This window comes from Streptomyces sp. NPDC086777 (assembly GCF_040702065.1).
GTDB lineage: Bacteria > Actinomycetota > Actinomycetes > Streptomycetales > Streptomycetaceae > Streptomyces.
The window spans coordinates 1-16,265 of sequence record NZ_JBFBJI010000012.1; the positions used below are offsets into that span (position 1 = coordinate 1).

Annotated in this window: 19 protein-coding genes and 1 riboswitch; of the genes, 7 read left to right on the forward strand and 12 right to left on the reverse strand. The window is 71.7% G+C overall.

The features are described from left to right. Positions 1 to 37: 37 nt before the first annotated feature. The gene (locus AB0472_RS18425; protein ID WP_366357502.1) at positions 38 to 649 is read right to left on the reverse strand and encodes a DUF305 domain-containing protein; all 612 of its coding nucleotides are present in this window, start codon (positions 647 to 649) and stop codon (positions 38 to 40) included. 82 nt (positions 650 to 731) lie between these two features. Next, positions 732 to 1,139, reverse strand: a complete 408-nt coding sequence (locus AB0472_RS18430; protein WP_366357503.1) for a DUF6153 family protein — start codon at positions 1,137 to 1,139, stop codon at positions 732 to 734. 494 nt (positions 1,140 to 1,633) lie between these two features. Here AB0472_RS18430 and AB0472_RS18435 point away from each other — a divergent pair, with 494 nt between their 5' ends. Next, positions 1,634 to 2,854, forward strand: coding sequence for a metallophosphoesterase (locus tag AB0472_RS18435; RefSeq protein ID WP_366357504.1), 1,221 nt, complete (start codon positions 1,634 to 1,636; stop codon positions 2,852 to 2,854). A gap of 183 nt (positions 2,855 to 3,037) precedes the next feature. Then, positions 3,038 to 3,760 (forward strand): lysophospholipid acyltransferase family protein, encoded by a 723-nt coding sequence (locus tag AB0472_RS18440; protein WP_366357505.1) that lies wholly within the window; start codon positions 3,038 to 3,040, stop codon positions 3,758 to 3,760. Positions 3,761 to 3,832: 72 nt separating this feature from the next. On the opposite strand, the gene AB0472_RS18445 is transcribed toward AB0472_RS18440, so the two are convergent. The 8 genes from AB0472_RS18445 to AB0472_RS18480 form a co-directional block, all read right to left on the reverse strand. Continuing rightward, positions 3,833 to 5,437 (reverse strand): alpha/beta hydrolase, encoded by a 1,605-nt coding sequence (locus AB0472_RS18445; RefSeq protein WP_366357506.1) that lies wholly within the window; start codon positions 5,435 to 5,437, stop codon positions 3,833 to 3,835. A 129-nt stretch (positions 5,438 to 5,566) separates the two neighbouring features. After that, entirely contained in the window at positions 5,567 to 6,328 is a 762-nt protein-coding gene (locus AB0472_RS18450; protein ID WP_366357507.1) for an urease accessory protein UreD, read from the reverse strand. Beyond that, positions 6,325 to 7,005: an urease accessory protein UreG gene (gene ureG / locus AB0472_RS18455; RefSeq protein WP_366357508.1), complete on the reverse strand. Its 681-nt coding sequence runs from the start codon at positions 7,003 to 7,005 to the stop codon at positions 6,325 to 6,327. The genes AB0472_RS18450 and ureG overlap by 4 nt, the downstream gene beginning before the upstream one ends. A 221-nt stretch (positions 7,006 to 7,226) precedes the next feature. Then, complete coding sequence (locus AB0472_RS18460) at positions 7,227 to 7,904, reverse strand: urease accessory UreF family protein (protein ID WP_366357509.1); 678 nt, start codon at positions 7,902 to 7,904, stop codon at positions 7,227 to 7,229. A 15-nt stretch (positions 7,905 to 7,919) separates the two neighbouring features. Continuing rightward, positions 7,920 to 9,641, reverse strand: a complete 1,722-nt coding sequence (locus tag AB0472_RS18465) for an urease subunit alpha (RefSeq protein ID WP_366357510.1) — start codon at positions 9,639 to 9,641, stop codon at positions 7,920 to 7,922. Further along, on the reverse strand, positions 9,634 to 9,945 hold the full coding sequence (locus tag AB0472_RS18470; RefSeq protein ID WP_366357511.1) for an urease subunit beta: 312 nt from the start codon (positions 9,943 to 9,945) through the stop codon (positions 9,634 to 9,636). Before AB0472_RS18470 ends, AB0472_RS18465 begins: the two co-directional genes overlap by 8 nt. A gap of 11 nt (positions 9,946 to 9,956) precedes the next feature. Next, positions 9,957 to 10,259 carry an urease subunit gamma gene (locus AB0472_RS18475; RefSeq protein WP_046730081.1) on the reverse strand — a complete coding sequence of 101 codons (303 nt, stop codon included), beginning with the start codon at positions 10,257 to 10,259 and terminating at the stop codon, positions 9,957 to 9,959. Between the two features lie 479 nt (positions 10,260 to 10,738). Beyond that, positions 10,739 to 11,026 (reverse strand): type II toxin-antitoxin system Phd/YefM family antitoxin, encoded by a 288-nt coding sequence (locus AB0472_RS18480; protein WP_293996298.1) that lies wholly within the window; start codon positions 11,024 to 11,026, stop codon positions 10,739 to 10,741. A gap of 140 nt (positions 11,027 to 11,166) precedes the next feature. Here AB0472_RS18480 and AB0472_RS18485 point away from each other — a divergent pair, with 140 nt between their 5' ends. From AB0472_RS18485 to AB0472_RS18495, 3 genes are all read left to right on the forward strand, one after another. Continuing rightward, a complete protein-coding gene (locus AB0472_RS18485; protein WP_366357512.1) occupies positions 11,167 to 11,802 on the forward strand; it encodes an ATP-dependent Clp protease proteolytic subunit in 636 nt (211 codons plus the stop codon). A 7-nt stretch (positions 11,803 to 11,809) separates the two neighbouring features. Next, on the forward strand, positions 11,810 to 12,118 hold the full coding sequence (locus tag AB0472_RS18490) for a hypothetical protein (protein WP_366357513.1): 309 nt from the start codon (positions 11,810 to 11,812) through the stop codon (positions 12,116 to 12,118). Positions 12,119 to 12,479: 361 nt separating this feature from the next. Next, positions 12,480 to 12,664, forward strand: a riboswitch (cyclic di-AMP (ydaO/yuaA leader). A 3-nt stretch (positions 12,665 to 12,667) separates the two neighbouring features. Then, the gene (locus AB0472_RS18495) at positions 12,668 to 13,141 is read left to right on the forward strand and encodes a C40 family peptidase (RefSeq protein ID WP_366357514.1); all 474 of its coding nucleotides are present in this window, start codon (positions 12,668 to 12,670) and stop codon (positions 13,139 to 13,141) included. Positions 13,142 to 13,178: 37 nt separating this feature from the next. On the opposite strand, the gene AB0472_RS18500 is transcribed toward AB0472_RS18495, so the two are convergent. Further along, positions 13,179 to 13,637, reverse strand: a complete 459-nt coding sequence (locus tag AB0472_RS18500) for an ATP-binding protein (RefSeq protein WP_366357680.1) — start codon at positions 13,635 to 13,637, stop codon at positions 13,179 to 13,181. A gap of 212 nt (positions 13,638 to 13,849) precedes the next feature. On the opposite strand from AB0472_RS18500, the gene AB0472_RS18505 reads away from it, so the two are divergent. Continuing rightward, positions 13,850 to 14,710: a helix-turn-helix transcriptional regulator gene (locus tag AB0472_RS18505; protein ID WP_366357515.1), complete on the forward strand. Its 861-nt coding sequence runs from the start codon at positions 13,850 to 13,852 to the stop codon at positions 14,708 to 14,710. A gap of 9 nt (positions 14,711 to 14,719) precedes the next feature. Next, entirely contained in the window at positions 14,720 to 14,947 is a 228-nt protein-coding gene (locus tag AB0472_RS18510) for a DUF397 domain-containing protein (RefSeq protein WP_366357516.1), read from the forward strand. 110 nt (positions 14,948 to 15,057) lie between these two features. Here AB0472_RS18510 and AB0472_RS18515 read toward each other — a convergent pair whose 3' ends face one another. Continuing rightward, on the reverse strand, positions 15,058 to 16,185 hold the full coding sequence (locus AB0472_RS18515) for an 8-amino-7-oxononanoate synthase (protein WP_366357517.1): 1,128 nt from the start codon (positions 16,183 to 16,185) through the stop codon (positions 15,058 to 15,060). Between the last annotated feature and the right edge of the window lie 80 nt (positions 16,186 to 16,265).

The following is a 16,265-nucleotide window of genomic DNA, read 5'->3' on the forward strand; positions in this document are numbered from 1 at the left end:
CGGAGCTGGAGGGCGTCCTCGCGCACCCCGGCCTGGGTCAGCCCTTGCCGAGGAGCTTGTTCATCTCCTTGATCTCGGCGCTCTGCGCGGTGACGACGGCGTCCGCCATGCTCGTGGCGGGACCGTAGGCGCCCTTGGACTGCTCGGTTTCGGCCATCTCCACGGCGCCCCGGTGGTGGTCGACCATCATGGTCAGGAACATCGAGTCGAAGTCCGTCCCCTTGGCCTGCTTCAGCATGGTCATGTCCTTGTCGGACATCATCCCGGTCATGCCGGTGTGGCCGCTGTGGTCCATGCCCGCCATGGGCACGTCCTCGCCCCAGGCCTTCAGCCAGCCGGTCATGGTCCTGATCTCCGGGTCCTGGGCCTTCTCGATGCGGGCGGCGAGGCCGCGCACCTGGGCGGAGGAGCCGCGGTCGACGGCGAGCCCGGCCATCTCCAGGGCCTGCTGGTGGTGCGGGATCATGCTCTGCGCGAAGGACACGTCCTGCGCGTTGTGGGCATCGGCGGAGGCGGAGGCGCCGGCCGCCGCCGAGTGGGAGGCGTGTGCGGTGCCGGCGCCGTCGCTGCCGCTGCCGCAGGCGGTGAGCGCGAGGGCGGCGGTCGCGGTGAGCGCGACGAGGACGGTACGGGTACGTGTGCTGGTCATGCTGGATCTCCTGCGACGAGTGTGAGGGGGCACGCGGGAGCACGACCGGTGCGCTGTGCGCGCACGGCCGGCTCGGGTGCCTCTAGATCCGCAGGAGCTGGAGTTCGGCCAGGTCGGGGGGTGCTCGTGCGCCGGCCGGCGCGCCGGCCGGTCGGACGGTGACCAGGCAGGCGGCCGTGGGGACGGGGACCGGGTCCGGGACCGGCGCGGGCAGCGCCGGTCCGCCGCTCACCGCACCCGAGGCGCAGGTCGCGTCGGCGTGGTGCGCGCGGTCGCCGCCGCAGTGGCCGTCGTCGCCGGAGCAGCCGTCGTACGCGGTGATCACGACGGCGGGACGGGGAGCGGTCCGTTCGTGCCCGCCGCCCATGGCCATGAGGCCGCCGGGTGCCAGCGCGTGCATGCCGAACAGCCCGGCGAGCAGCCCCAGCACGAGCAGGGCACCCCGACGCCGGTGCGGCGGTCGGTGGGCGGGTGGCTCGGTGGGACGCATCGAGCCCATCCTATGCACACCCTGAGCGTGACCTGCGGAACCACTCGACCGGTTCCGGGTGCGGCGCGTCCAAGTACCGGTACCGGCCCTCGCCGCAGCGGTGCCGGGCCATGTCGACGGTGCTGCGGAACAGGTCGTCCCGCCCGTACGGCTCCCTGGCCCGGACGGTTTCCCGTCGGAACGACCGTCCGGCGGCGCCCCGCCAGGTGGTCGCACAGCTGTCGGGCCGCCGCGTACGGCGACGGTCCGCGGGGGGGGGCTACGGGCGTGACCGGTCCGAGGCGGCTGTCGATCGCCGTGGGTCGCGTGCTCATCCGCGTCTCCCTTCTCCTGACCGGTAGACGCACGCCGCCCGCAGGACGTGAGATGTGATGCGGTGCGGTCGCGGAGGGCGGTGGCGGCACCGCCGCGGCAGACCGCGATCATGGGGCGGAAACGTCCCGGGGCGACCGGATACAGTGCGCGGGACGGCAGCGTGGGCAGAGAGGGCAAGCGTGACCGACACCAGCAATACCCGACCCGCCGACAGCGAGGCGCCGGCTCCACGGCAGAGCAGGCTGCTCCGCCTGATGCGCTTCCTCCCCCTGATCGCCCCCGTCCTGCTGTGGGCCGTGCCCTGCTGGCTGCTTCTGTACGCCGGCCAGCACTGGCCGCTGCCCGTCACGGCGGCCGGCACCGCGCTGTTCGCCCTCGGCCTCGTCGGCATGCCGCTCGCGATGGTGCGCGGCCACGGCAGGCGCCAGCAGGACCGGGCGGCGATAGTCGGCGACACCCTGCTGGGCGCCAGCTGGGTCCTGTTCACCTGGTCCGTCCTGCTCGGCGTCCTGCTGCGGCTCGCCCTGGCGGTGGCCGGCGTCGGCGCCGGCCAGGACCGGGCCCGCATCGTCGCCTGGGCGGTCCTCGGCACCACCGCCGTACTGCTCGCCTGGGGATACGCCGAAGCCCGCCGCGTGCCGCGCGTACGCCGCCTCGACGTGCAACTGCCCCGCCTGGGAGCCGGGTTGGACGGCCTCCGGGTCGCTCTCATCACCGACACCCACTACGGCCCGCTCGACCGCGCGCGCTGGTCGGCACGGGTGTGCGAGACGGTGAACACCCTGGAGGCCGACGTGGTCTGCCACACCGGCGACATCGCGGACGGCACGGCCGAACGCCGCCGTGCCCAGGCCGCCCCCCTCGGTACCGTGCGGGCCACCCGGGCCCGGGTCTACGTCACCGGCAACCACGAGTACTACAGCGAGGCCCAGGGCTGGGTCGACCTGATGGACGAGCTGGGCTGGGAGCCGCTGCGCAACCGCCACCTGCTGCTCGAACGCGGCGGCGACACCCTCGTGGTCGCCGGGGTGGACGACGTCACCGCCGAGTCCTCCGGCCTGGCCGGCCACCGCGCCCATCTCGCGGGTGCCCTGGACGGCGCCGACCCCGACCTGCCCGTCCTGCTCCTGGCGCACCAGCCCAAGTTCGTCGACCGGGCGGCAGCCGCCGGCGTCGACCTCCAGCTCTCCGGGCACACCCACGGCGGCCAGATCTGGCCCTTCCACCACCTGGTCCGGCTCGACCAACCCGCCCTGGCCGGGCTGACCCGGCACGGCGTCCGCACGCTCCTGTACACCAGCCGCGGCACCGGCTTCTGGGGCCCGCCGTTCCGCGTCTTCGCCCCCAGCGAGATCACCCTGCTCGTGCTCCGCTCCCCAAAGCCGCCCACGTCGGCGTAGTACCGGGCGGCCCGGTCCGACCGCATCCGCCCGTAGTGACTCGCCCTCGTATCGCTGAGACACTGAGCCGAAGATCCAGACAGTCTCAGCCACCCCATGTCCGGGACGGGCGAAGACAGCCGCCGCCAGAGTCCGACCCGGCACCCAGCCAACCTGGGGAAGAGAACAAGTGAGGGGCGAGCCGTGTTCTACTACCTGCTCAAGTACGTACTGCTGGGGCCACTGTTGAGAGTGGTGTTCCGGCCGCGGATCGAGGGGCTGGAACATGTGCCGGCGACGGGACCGGCGATCATCGCCGGCAACCACCTCTCCTTCTCCGACCACTTCCTGATGCCGGCCGTCCTCAAGCGGCGCATCACCTTCCTCGCCAAGGCCGAGTACTTCACGGGGCCGGGGGTGCGGGGCCGGCTGACCGCCTTCTTCTTCCGCAGCGCGGGGCAGATCCCGGTGGACCGCTCCGGCAAGGAGGCGGGCCAGGCCGCGATCCGGGAGGGGCTCGGGGTGCTGGGCAAGGGCGAGTTGCTCGGCATCTATCCGGAGGGCACGCGCTCGCACGACGGCCGCCTGTACAAGGGCAAGGTCGGGGTGGCCGTGATGGCGCTGCGGGCCGGGGTCCCGGTGGTCCCCTGCGCGATGATCGGCACCTTCGAGGCGCAGCCGCCCGGCAAGGTCATCCCGAACCTCCACCCCGTCGTGATCCGCTTCGGCAAGCCCCTGGAGTTCTCCCGCTACGCCGGGATGGAGCACGAGAAGGCCGTCCTGCGTGCCATCACCGACGAGATCATGTACGCCATCCTGACCCTGTCCGAGCAGGAGTACGTCGACGAGTACGCGGCCGTCGTCAAGGCCGGGCAGGCGGCGAAGGGCGAGAAGGAGCGCAGGTTCCCGCGGGCGCCGCTGAGTTGAGGCGGTGGACGCAGGAGCGAGGGGCGGCCGGAGTTGTTCCGGCCGCCCCTCGTCGTCGTACGGGAACGGTGGTTACGGCTGCGGGGTGGCGTGCGGGGTGCAGGTGACGTCCGCGCCGTCCAGCTTGCCGGTGAGCAGGTAGGTGTCGACCCGGCTGTTGATGCACGGGTTGACCAGGCCGGTCACGCCGTGCGAGCCGGCGCCCTGCTCGGTGATGAGACGCGAGCCCTTGAAGCGCTTGTGCAGTTCGACGGCGCCGGGGTACGGGGTGGCGGCGTCACGCGTGGACTGGACGATCAGCACCGGCGGCAGGCCCTTGTGGGTGGTGACCTCCACGGGGGTCTGCTGCTTGACCGGCCAGGTGGCGCACGGCAGGTTCAGCCATGCGTTGGCCCAGGTCATGAAGGGGTACTGCTTGTTGAGCTCGGTGTTGTCGCGGTCCCACTTCTTCCAGCTGGTGGGCCACTTGGCGTCGGTGCACTCGACGGCGGTGTAGACGGCGTTGCCGTTCTCCGACGTGATGTTGCCGGCCGTGTCGGTCAGGTCCGGGGCGGCCGCGTCGACCAGGGCCTGGGTGTCACCGGCGTAGTACTTGGCGAAGACGGTGGCGACCGGGACCCACGAGGAGTCGTAGTACGGGGCGCTCTGGAAGAAGCCGATCAGCTCGGCCGGTCCGACGACCCCGCCGATCGGGTTCGCCTTGGCGGTGGCGCGCAGCTGGAGCCACTTGGCCTGGACGGCGTCCCGCGTGGTCCCCAGGTGGAAGGCGGAGTCGTGCGCGGCGACCCAGTCCTCCCAGTCCTTCCAGCGGCCCTCGAAGGCGACGTCCTGGTCCAGGTTGGCCTGGTACCAGATGTTCTTCCGCGACGGGTTGACGACGCTGTCGACGATCATCCGGCGCACGTGGCCGGGGAACAGCGTTCCGTACACCGCGCCGAGGTAGGTGCCGTAGGAGACACCGAGGTAGTTGAGCTTCTTCTCGCCGAGCGCGGCCCGGATGACGTCCAGGTCGCGGGCGGTGTTCGCGGTGGTCATCTGCTGCAGCATCGCGCGGCCGGTGCGCTCGGCGCAGCCGTCCGCGTACTCCTTGGCGAGCCTGCGCTGCGCGGTCTTGTCGGCCTCGGTGTCCGGCACCGGGTCGGCCTTGGGCGCCTTCACGAACTCCTGCGGGTCCTGACAGGAGATGGGCGCGGAGTGGCCGACGCCACGCGGGTCGAAGCCCACGAAGTCGTACGCCTTCGAGGTGTTGACCCACAGGGGGTTCTTGGTGGTGACCCGCAACGGGAAGCGCATGCCCGAGCCGCCGGGGCCGCCGGGGTTGTAGACGAGGGCGCCCTGGCGCTCCGCCTTCGTCCCCGTGTTGCCTATTCGGTCGACGGCGAGCCTGATCTGCTTGCCGTAGGGCTTGGTGTAGTCGAGCGGCACGCTGACCCAGCCGCACTGGACGGGCTTGGTCAGGGCCCAGTCGGCCGGGCAGTCGGCCCAGTCGATCCCGGCCTTGGCGGCCCGTGCGGCCGCGATCGCCGCGCCCTGCTGTGCGCGGTCCTGGCCGCCGTGCCGGGCCTCGGCGCCGGCGGCGGGTGCCGCGAGGGCGCCGGCGATCAGGCCGGCGGTGACGAGCGCTCCGGCCGAACCGAGCGCCAGCGTCCGGCTCCTCGATCTGAAGTTGTCCCTCAAGTGGGCCCCTCCCCGAACATCATGACGAATGGTCAGGGGAGATCCTTCCGGCTGTGAGGTGCCTGAGAACAGGGCCCAACAGCCGTCTTTACCAATCCGATAACCGGACCCGGACGTACCGCTGAGCGATCAACCGCCCAACTGGGCCAACGCCTCGTCCAGGACCCGGCGCAGCCGCAGCGCGTCGGCCGCCACCGCACTCACCAGCACCGCGGGCCCGGCGAGCGGGGTGAGCGCGGCCGCTTCCCCCAGCATCCGTGCCCCCACCGGCCGTTCCGCGAACTCCGGCCGTACGACGATGAGTTGACCGACCGCGCGGTGTCCAGCCAGCACGGCGGGCCCGTCCCAGCCGCCCGGCGCCCCGGGCCCGCAGGCCAGCTCCTGGTCCAGCACGGTCCTCCCGGCCACCCGCACGGTGAGCCGGCTGCCGAGCCGCCCCGGCTCCTCCCCCACCCGCCCGAGCACCTGCTCCTCCCGCACCACGAGCCGCCCCCGCGCGCCGACCTCGGCGCGGGTCGTCACGTACAGATCGCTCCCCTTGGCCGAGATCAACTGCTCGGGCAACCAGCACAGTTCGCCCCCGTCAGCGACATCGAGCCGCACGTCGTACCGCGCCTCCTCCTTCCCCTGCCCCGGCAGCGCGATGGTCGCGGCGGCCGACCCGACGGTCAGCCGGGCCCCTTCCTCGACCCGGGCCTCGATCCCGAACCGGTCCCCGCCGAGCGGTCCGCTCATCGCCCCGACGAGCATCACCCGGGCCCCGGCCCCGCTTCCCCGGGTACGCCGCGGCGCGAGCGGCCCCTCGCCCTCGAGTACCGGGAGCGAGGTGCCGCCCCGCCCGTCGTCCCGTGCGACGATCCGGGCGACGGCGCGTACGCCCGTCCCCGTCATCCGGCCCACGCCACGAGCCGCTCCCGCACCCACGCGGCCACCTCCGCGACGCCGGCCTCGCTGCGCAACGACTGGAAGACGACGGGCAGTTCGGCGCGCTGTGCCTTGGCGTCGACCGCCATCCGCGCCAGGTCCGACCCGACGTAGGGCGCCAGGTCCGTCTTGTTGACGACCAGCAGGTCGGCGGTGGTCACCCCCGGCCCGCCCTTCCGCGGAATGTCGTCGCCTCCCGCCACGTCGATCACGAAGATCTGCGCGTCCACGAGTCCCTTGGAGAAGGTGGCGGTGAGATTGTCCCCACCCGACTCGACGAGCACCAGGTCCAGCGGCCCGACCTCGTCCTCCAGCTCCTCCACGGCTTCCAGATTGGCCGAGATGTCGTCCCTGATCGCGGTGTGCGGACACGCCCCCGTCTCGACGGCGGCGATCCGCTCCGGCGGCAGCACCGCCTCCCGGAGCAGGAACTCGGCGTCCTCGCGCGTGTAGATGTCGTTGGTGACGACGGCGAGCGACAACTCCGCACGCAGGGCCCGGCACAGGGCGGCGACGGTGGCGGTCTTCCCGGACCCGACGGGCCCGCCGAGCCCGATCCGCAGAGCCCGACGGGCCCCGTCGGCCCGACGGGCATCGGCACTGACGGCGGCAGGACCGTGGTGGTGATCGTGGTCGAGATGCATGTACGGCTCCTTAGTAATACCCAGCCATTTGATCGGCCTGTTCCTGCAACTCCCGGCCCTTGAGGGCGACATCCGACCCCCCTCCAGCCCGTCCGGCGTTCGAGGACGAGGCCGGAGGCCGATGCGGGGGTCCGGGGCGGCAGCCCCTGGAGCGGGCGGTCGAAGGGGGCCCACCCCCTGGAGGGACGGGACGGGCAGGGGCGGCGGGGGCGAGAGAACCCCTACGACGCGAACAACCGCACCGCCCACCCCGCATGCCACTCCGCCCCGATCTCCAGCAACGGCGCCGAAGCCGCGGGCAGCGCCTCGACCCCCACCCCGCCGGCCACCCCCCGCGCCGCCTCCACCCCCCGGTCGACCACCCGGTCCACCTCCCCCGCCAACCGCGCCAGCACCCCCGTCGCCTCGAACGGATCCAGTCCCAGCAACCGCACCACCGCCGTCGCCGGCCCGCTCACGCACTCGTACGCCGCGCAGTACGCCGCGTCCTCCGCCGAGAGCCCCGCCGCCCTGGCCACCACGCCCAGCACCACCGGCTGATGCGCCCCCTTGGGGAACTCCCGGGCCAGCGCGTCGAGTTCGGCACAGGGCCAGGCCACCCGCGCGGCCCGCAGCAGCTGCCGCCCGAGCCTGCGCGCAGCACCCCGCAGCGCGGCCGACGGCGTCCGCGCGTCGGCCGCGGCGTCCAGCTCCCGTGCGTCCGCACCGAGCACCGCGGCCGCCGCGAACGCCCCGGCCACCAGCCCCGCCGTGTGCAACCGCCCCCGGCAGTACTCCTCCAGGCTCGCGGCCCCGGTGATCCGGCCGGCCTTCACGGCCGCCTCCGCCCCGCCGGAGTGCGCATGCCCTCCGGCGGGAAACCGGCCGTCGGCCAGTACCAGCAACGCTGCACGGGACACCGCACCCACCAGCTCTCAGAAGAGGAAGTAACGCTGGGCCATGGGAAGTTCGGCGGCCGGTGTGGCCTCGACCAGCTCCCCGTCGATGTGCACGGCGAAGCTGTCGGGGTCGACCCGGACGTGCGGGCGCGCGTCGTTCTCCCGCATGTCCGCCTTGGTCACCCCGCGGGTCGACTCGATGGCGACGAACCGCTTCCCGAGCTGCAGCCGCTCCGGCAGCCCGTCCTCGATCGCGAGCGGAGCCACGAAGTTGAAGGAGTTGGCGGCCGGCGCCCGCCCGATCGCGCCGTACATCGGGCGCGGCAGGATCGGCTGGGGCGTCGGGATCGACGCGTTGGCGTCGCCCATCTGCGCGTAGGCGATCTGGCCGCCCTTGAGGACGACCTGCGGCTTGACCCCGAAGAACGCGGGCTCCCAGAGCACGAGGTCGGCGAGTTTCCCGGTCTCGACCGAGCCGATCTCGCGGGCCAGCCCCTGCGCGAGCGCGGGGTTGATCGTGTACTTGGCGACGTACCGCCGTACCCGGTGGTTGTCGGCCCGCCCGTCCCCCGGCAACGCGCCCCGCCGTCGCTTCATCACGTGCGCGGTCTGCCAGGTCCGCAGGATCACCTCGCCCACCCGCCCCATGGCCTGGGCGTCGGAGGAGATGATCGAGATCGCGCCGAGGTCGTGGAGTATGTCCTCCGCGCCGATGGTCGACGGCCGGATCCGCGACTCGGCGAAGGCCAGGTCCTCCGGCACCGCCGGGTTGAGGTGGTGGCAGACCATCAGCATGTCGAGGTGTTCCTCGGCGGTGTTCACCGTGTACGGCCGGGTCGGGTTGGTCGAACTCGGCAGCACGTGCGGTTCGGAGACGACGGTCATGATGTCCGGGGCGTGACCGCCGCCCGCACCCTCGGTGTGGTACGCGTGGATGCCCCGCCCGCCGATCGCGGCGAGGGTGTCCGCCACGAAGCCCGCCTCGTTCAGGGTGTCCGTGTGGATGGCGACCTGGATGCCGGTCCGGTCGGCGACGGTCAGGGCCGCGTCGATGACGGCCGGGGTCGACCCCCAGTCCTCGTGCAGCTTCAGGCCCAGTGCCCCGCCGCGGATCTGGGAGAACATCGCCTCGTGCGAGACGGTGTTGCCCTTGCCGAGGAAGCCGATGTTGAGCGGGTACTGCTCCATCGCCTCCAGCATCCGGGCCAGGTGCCAGGGGCCGGGGGTGACGGTGGTCGCCTTCGAGCCCTCTGCGGGTCCGGTGCCGCCGCCCACCAGCGTCGTGATCCCGGCCGCCAGCGCCTCGTCGGCGATCTGCGGGCAGATGAAGTGGACATGGGCGTCGACGCCGCCCGCGGTGAGGATGCGCCCGTTGCCGGCGATGACCTCGGTCTCGGGGCCGATCACCAGGTCGGGGTGGACGCCGTCCATGGTGTCGGGGTTGCCGGCCTTGCCGATGCCGGTGATGCGGCCGTCGCGGATGCCGATGTCGGCCTTGACGATGCCCCAGTGGTCGATGATCACGGCACCCGTGACGATCGTGTCGGGGGTGCCGTCTGCGCGCGTAGCGCGCGACTGGCCCATGGACTCGCGGATGACCTTGCCGCCGCCGAAGACCGCCTCGTCCCCGGCGAGTCCGGGTCCGCCGGAGCGGTCCTCCTCGATCTCGACGACCAGGTCGGTGTCGGCGAGCCGGATCCGGTCACCGGTGGTCGGTCCGAACAGGTCGGCGTAGGCGGCACGGGAGATCTCAGGCATCGAGGGCACCTCCGGTCTCGCCGCGCAGCCCGGGGACCACCCGGGCGCCGGTGAGCGGGACGAGTTCGACGTCGACGGGGATGCCGGGCTCGAACCGGACGGCGGTGCCGGCGGCGACGTTCAGCCGCTTGCCACGGGCCGCGCCGCGGTCGAACTCCAGTCCCGGGTTGGCCTCGGCGAAGTGGTAGTGGGAGCCGACCTGGACGGGACGGTCGGCGGCGTTGAGGACGGTCAGCCGGGTGACCTCACGCCCCGCATTGAATACGACGGGCCCGTCGGCGAAGAGCACCTCTCCGGGAATCATCGGCGGTCTCCTCAGACGATCGGGTCGTGGACGGTGACGAGCTTGGTGCCGTCCGGGAAGGTCGCCTCGACCTGGACGTCGTGAATCATCTCGGGGATGCCCTCCATGACGTCGTCCCTGGTGAGCAGCTTGCGCCCGGAGGCCATGAGTTCGGCGACGGTACGGCCGTCCCGGGCGCCTTCGAGGATGTGCGACGTGATGAGGGCGACCGCCTCGGGGTGGTTCAGCCTGAGCCCGCGGGCCCGGCGCCTCTCGGCCACGTCGGCCGCCACGTGGATCAGCAGCCTCTCTTGCTCGTGCGGGGTCAGTTGCACGTCCCACCTCACAGTCCTCGCTCCGGACCGTGCGGGGCCCGGTTGCCGCGGCCACCGCGACGGATTGGGCTCACGGACCCAATCCGGCCAGGAAAACCCCAGGTGGCGTGGATCGGCAGGCTAGTTTGCCGGAGTTTCGGCGACGTTAACCGGGCCTTGATCACTTCATGACCGGCGCATGAGCCCCACGACCGGCGCACGGGAGCACGAGACACCCGAACGGCCCTCACCCGGATGCTCGGGGAGTACCGGCGAGCACGGGCCGTCGGGGTCGCCTCGACGACACGCGTTCTCACACGTGCCGGGCGCTCAGCCGAACGTGCGACGGTGCGCAGCGCAGTCATTCGTCCGCGGCGCCGTCGCGGCTGATCGCGCAGTTCCTCCCCCAGCCTTCGGCCGGGGGTACCCCCAGCGCACCTTCGGGGGCGCCTGTTGTCGCGCAGTTCCTCCCCGAGCCCCTCTTCGGGGGCGTCGCTCGTTCAGGAGCCCGCGGCCCCCCGGTGCTCCGCCGCGATGCCGAAGCGGCCGCGTTCGGGACGTACGGCGGCGGTCTCGCGGACCGTGGAGACCGAGCTGACGACGTGGTCCACGTGCTCCTCGGCCGGCTCCGGGAGCTCTTCGAGGCGTTCGAGGTCGGCGGCGGAGACGAGGGCGACCAGCGGCTTGCCGTGGCGCGTCACGACGACGCGCTCACCGCCGTACACCACCCTGTTGATCAGTTCGGCGAGCTCAGCCCTGGCTTGGGTCACCGGAATCTCGTAGGCCATGAACCCAGCTTACGGGGCACCCCCGACATCACATCTTGTTCGGCGACAGCGGAATCCCCTCTCAATGATCTGTACATCCTGTACGTTTTCAACAGAGAGCCCGGCTCCCGGGCAGTCTCAGTCGCGAGGAGGGGTACGCCATGACCCGACCGTCCGCCCGCTATGTCCTGCCCGAGTTCACGGAACGCACGTCGGCGGGACAGCGCACCCTGGATCCGTACGCGAAGCTGCTGGAGGAGCGGATCGTCTTCCTCGGCGCCCCCGTCGACGAGGTCTCGGCCAACGACGTGCTGGCGCAGTTCATGTACCTGGAGTACACGGCTCCGGAGCGGGACATCTCGCTGTACATCAACTCCCCGGGCGGGTCCTACAGCGCGATGGCCGCGGTCTACGACACGGTCCAGTACGTGACCTGCGACGTGGAGACGGTCTGCCTCGGGCAGGCCGGGGCGGCGGCCGCGGTCCTGCTGGCGGCCGGCACACCGGGCAAGCGGTCCGTGCTGCCCGGTGCGCGCATTGTGCTCCAGCAGCCGTCGCTGCCGGAACCGGTGCAGGGCCGGCCGAGTGATCTGGCCATCCAGGCGGCGGAGTTGGACCGGGTTCGGGCGATGGTCGAGGAAATGCTCGTCCGCCACACCGGGCGTACGGCCGAACAGGTGCACCAGGACCTGGAGCGGGACCTGGTCCTGGACGCGCCGCAGGCGCTGGCGTACGGGCTGGTGGACCGGGTGGTGCCCACCCGCCGGGCCCTGCCCGGCCTGCCGGACGCGGGGTGAGCGGCCGATGCTGCCACCGGAGCTGCCGCCGCTGCCGGCGCTGACCCGCGCCGAGGGCGAGCTGATCGACCGTTATCTGGACGTGGTGGATCTACTGGGCCGGATCAATCCGGCGCGGAACGAGGACACCTACCGGGGTCTGCGCGCCGCGCAGGCGCTGGTGCGCGCGGCGTCCGAGCTGCGTGACGCGCTGGCCCTGATGCATCTGCGGGGCGAGACGGAGCTTCACGGGGACACGCTGGCACGCGCGTTGCGGGTGCTCGACGGCGAGCGCCGGACCGCTCGCGTCGCGCTCCCGCCCGACTGCGTAGGTTGACACCCGCCGGACTCCGGTCCGGCCCGTCGACTGCACGAGCGGGCCGGAGCCGAAACGACCCAAAGGGGTTACCGCCGTTCGGCGGAGCGTGGCGTGGTTTTACCCGACCGCCGAGGTCGCTCAGGTTGCCTGTGCGGGGGTGCCCGCGGACGGTTTCCGCGCAGGTCCGGGGCTACGCAGGCCAGTTGACGGATAATCGAACACAGGGCTGTCCACCCGAACGGGTGGGTGGTGAGTAACCCCACAAATCCCCGATTCCGTTGGGATTTTCGGACACACGTGAGTGAAGATCCCTGTCTGACGACAAGCCCCCGCCACAGCGGCGGGGCGGTCCGGGCGGACGCCGAGTCCTGCCGCCGCCCGGATTGACCCGTCGACAGAAGTGCATCGGCAGGAGTGGAGGACCCAAGCACGACGGGTCGCCGGCACGGTCGCACCATGACCGGGCCGAGCAGCCCTTGGGGTGAAGCCGTGGCGACACGGCCGGGCAACTTCGCCAGCCCGAATCCGACAGGTCATCCTTCACAGGCGGCTGACGAAGGGTTGCGCATGACTGCGCTCAATCGTGTTCCGTCGCTGATGGCCCGGGCCGGTACGGCCTCGGCGCTGACCATCGCCGCCGTCGGCGGTTCGATCGTGATACCGGGTGTCGCCTCCGACGCCTCGGCCGCCACGATGGCGACGAAGGCACTTCAGGTCGCCGCCTCGAAGAAGGGCTCGCCCTACCGGTGGGGCGCCACCGGACCGAACAGGTTCGACTGCTCCGGGCTGACGCTGTACTCGTTCAAGAAGGCGGGCAAGACCCTGCCACGTACGGCGGCTCAGCAGTACAACAAGACCCGTCACATCTCGGCCGGCAACCGCAAGGCCGGGGACCTGGTCTTCTTCCACTCGGGGTCCAGCGTGTACCACGTCGGCATCTACGCCGGGAAGGGAAAGATCTGGCACGCCCCGAGGACCGGGGACGTGGTCAGGCTCCAGAAGATCTGGACGCGCAGCGTCTGGTACGGCCGGGTCAGCTGACCCGTTCCCACGACGGGCGGCCGGCGGGAACCCGGGGCTACGGTTCCTGCTGGCCCGCCGCCGTGACGGTGCCCGCCGGGACCGTCCAGGGCAGTTCGATGGAGACGGTCTTGCCGCCCTCCCGGGTGGGGCGTACCCGGAGTTTGCCGCCGCACTCGGCGGTCAGCCAGCGGATGATGACCATGCCGCGCCCGTTGTCCTGCTGGACCGCGGCGGGGAGTCTCTTGGGGAAGCGCGGATGGCCGTCCGTGACCCCGATGCGCAGCTGCTCGTCACGGTCGAGCACCAGGTCCACCGTGAAGGTGGGTGACTGCCCGAAGGTGTGCTGCACCGCGTTGGTGGCGAGTTCGGAGACGATGAGGCGCACGGTGTCCGCGGTCTCCGTCTCCGCCGGCAGCCCCCACTCCACGAGAGTGTCCAGCACGTAGGCACGGGCGGCGGAGACCGAGGCGGGATCGCTCGGCAGAGTGACGGATGCTTCCAGGTGGTCTGCCATGGCGACGTCGTCCCTTTCCTCGGGACCGGAGTCCGACACGGAGCGGATGGTTCGAGTACGGTCCCGGACTGGTGCTTCTTCGCCAGACTGCCATTACCGGGCCGGTCACGGGGAGCGATCCACCAAGATATGCATATATCTGTCGCTCGAAGCGGTGAACTCTGCGACCTCAGACCGTATTTGGGCGGCTCGGAAGGAGTAAGGAGTAGCCCATGCAGAACGGTCCCGCGGTACGCCGCCGGAAACTGGGCGCCGAGCTGCGCACCCTGCGCACCGGCGCCGGCCTCACGAGCGGTGAGGCCGCCCGTCTGGTGGGCTGGCATCAGTCGAAAGTGAGCCGGATCGAGACCGGCGCCAGCGGTGTGAAACCGGCCGATGTGCGGTTACTTCTGGACGCCTACGGCGTGGTCGAGGGGCAACTGCGTGAGTTGCTGCTGGTGTTGGCGGGGTCGGAGGACACGGCGGGCCGGCACCACTGGTGGCACGCCTACCGTGGCGTCCTGCCGCCCGCCTACCGCGATTTCATCAGCCTGGAGTCGCAGGCCGGCACGATGCGCACGCTGGAGACCCTGGTCGTACCGGGGCTGCTGCAGACTCCCGAGTACGCGCGCGCGGTGACCCGGGCGGCCATGGACGGGCGCGCCGACGACTCCCTGGACACCCTGGTGGAGGTACGCCTGGCCAGGCAGGACGTGCTGCGCAACGATCCGCCGCTGGAGCTGAGCGCGGTCCTGGACGAGGCGGTGCTGCGCCGCGAGGTGGGCGGTCCCGGTGTGATGGCGCGGCAGCTGCAGCGGCTGATGGAGGCGGCCCGGCTGCCCCAAGTACGGCTCCAGGTACTGCCGTTCGCGGCGGGTGCACACATCGGCATCACCGGGCCTTTCGTAATCTTCTCATTTCCGAGCACTTCTGATCTGGACGTGGTTGTTATCGACCAGTTGACGAGTAGCCTCTACCTGGAGCGGAAAGAAGACCTCCAGGCCTACACGGAGGCCTTCGACACGCTCCGGATCCACGCCCTTTCCCCCGAGGACTCGTTGGATTACATCGCCGCAATAGCTGACGGCGCGTAAGGAGGCACCATGACTGCACTGCCTCGGAACGTACCTTCAAGTGCTGATCTGCACGGACTGCGGTGGCTGCGCAGCAGCTACAGCACCGGAGCGAACAACTGCGTGGAGACGGCACGGCCGCGCTCCGGCCCGACGGCCGGACTGCTCGCCGTGCGCGACTCCAAGGCTCCGGCCGGACCCGCACTGCTCTTCTCCCCCGAGAGCTGGGCGGGTTTCACGGCGGCACTCGCCGGCTGATCAGCCCCAGAAGAGCCTGATCAGACTCGAACGAAACCGATCAGACTCGCACCCATCCATTCCCGACTCCGTATCCGCTGTCGAGCCGGGCCCGGCCGTGTCACGCCGACTCATGGTCGTGTCTTGCCGATCACCTGTACAGCGCGTTCGAGCTCGGCCCCGGAGAGGTCCGCACGGGCGGTCAGCCTGAGCCGTGAGATGCCGTCCGGCACCGACGGCGGACGGAAGCAGCCCACGGCCAGGCCTGCCGTCCGGCAGTCGGCCGCCCACCGCACGGCCTGCTCCGGGGACGGGGCCCGCACGGAGACCACCGCGGCGTCCGGACGTACCGCTTCCAGACCCGCGGCGGTCAGCCGTGCGTGCAGTTCCGCGGCCACCTCGCGGGCCCGCGTCGCTCGCGCGGGTTCGCGGCGCAGCAGCCGCAGGGCCGCCAGCGCCGCCCCCGCCGCGGCGGGGGCAAGACCGGTGTCGAAGATGAACGTCCGGGCCGCGTTGACCAGGTGGTCGATCACCCGGGCCGGACCCAGCACCACCCCGCCCTGGCTGCCCAGCGACTTCGACAGGGTCGCCGTGACCACCACGTCGTCGGCCCCGGCCAGCCCGGCCGCGTACGGCGCGCCCCGCCCGCCGTCCCCGAGCACCCCGAGCCCGTGGGCGTCGTCGACGAGCAGCCCGGCGCCGTGCTCCCGGCACGCCTCGGCCAGCGCCGCCAGCGGGGCCGCGTCCCCGTCGACCGAGAAGACCGTGTCGGAGACGGCCACGGCGGGCCCCTCGTGCGTCCCGAGAGCCTTGCGCACCGCGTCCGGGTCGGCGTGCCCGACGACCTGGGTGGCGCCCCGGGCCAGCCGGCAGCCGTCGATCAGGGAGGCGTGGTTGAGGGCGTCGGAGACGATCAGGGAGCCGTACGGGCCGAGCGTGGTGACGGCGGCGAGGTTGGCCGCGTAGCCGGAGGAGAAGACCAGGGCGGCCTCGAACCCGCAGAATTCGGCCAGCTCCCGCTCCAGCTCGGTGTGGAGCTCCGTCGTGCCGGTCACCAGCCGGGAGCCGGTGGAGCCGCCGCCCCAGGTCCGGGCCGCGCCGGCGGCGCCCTCGGCGACTTCGGGATGGTGGGCGAGGCCCAGGTAGTCGTTGCCCGCCAGGTCCAGCAGGGGCGAGTCGGCCGGGCGGGGGCGCAGGGTCCGTACGAGTCCGGCGCGGCGGCGCTGTTCCGCCTGTTCGTCGATCCAGCCGAACGCCATGACCCCTCCGGTGGTTTTGTAGGCAGTGGACAGACCCTAGCGGGACGACCAGTCACCCAGTGTGTGGCAATACCCACACG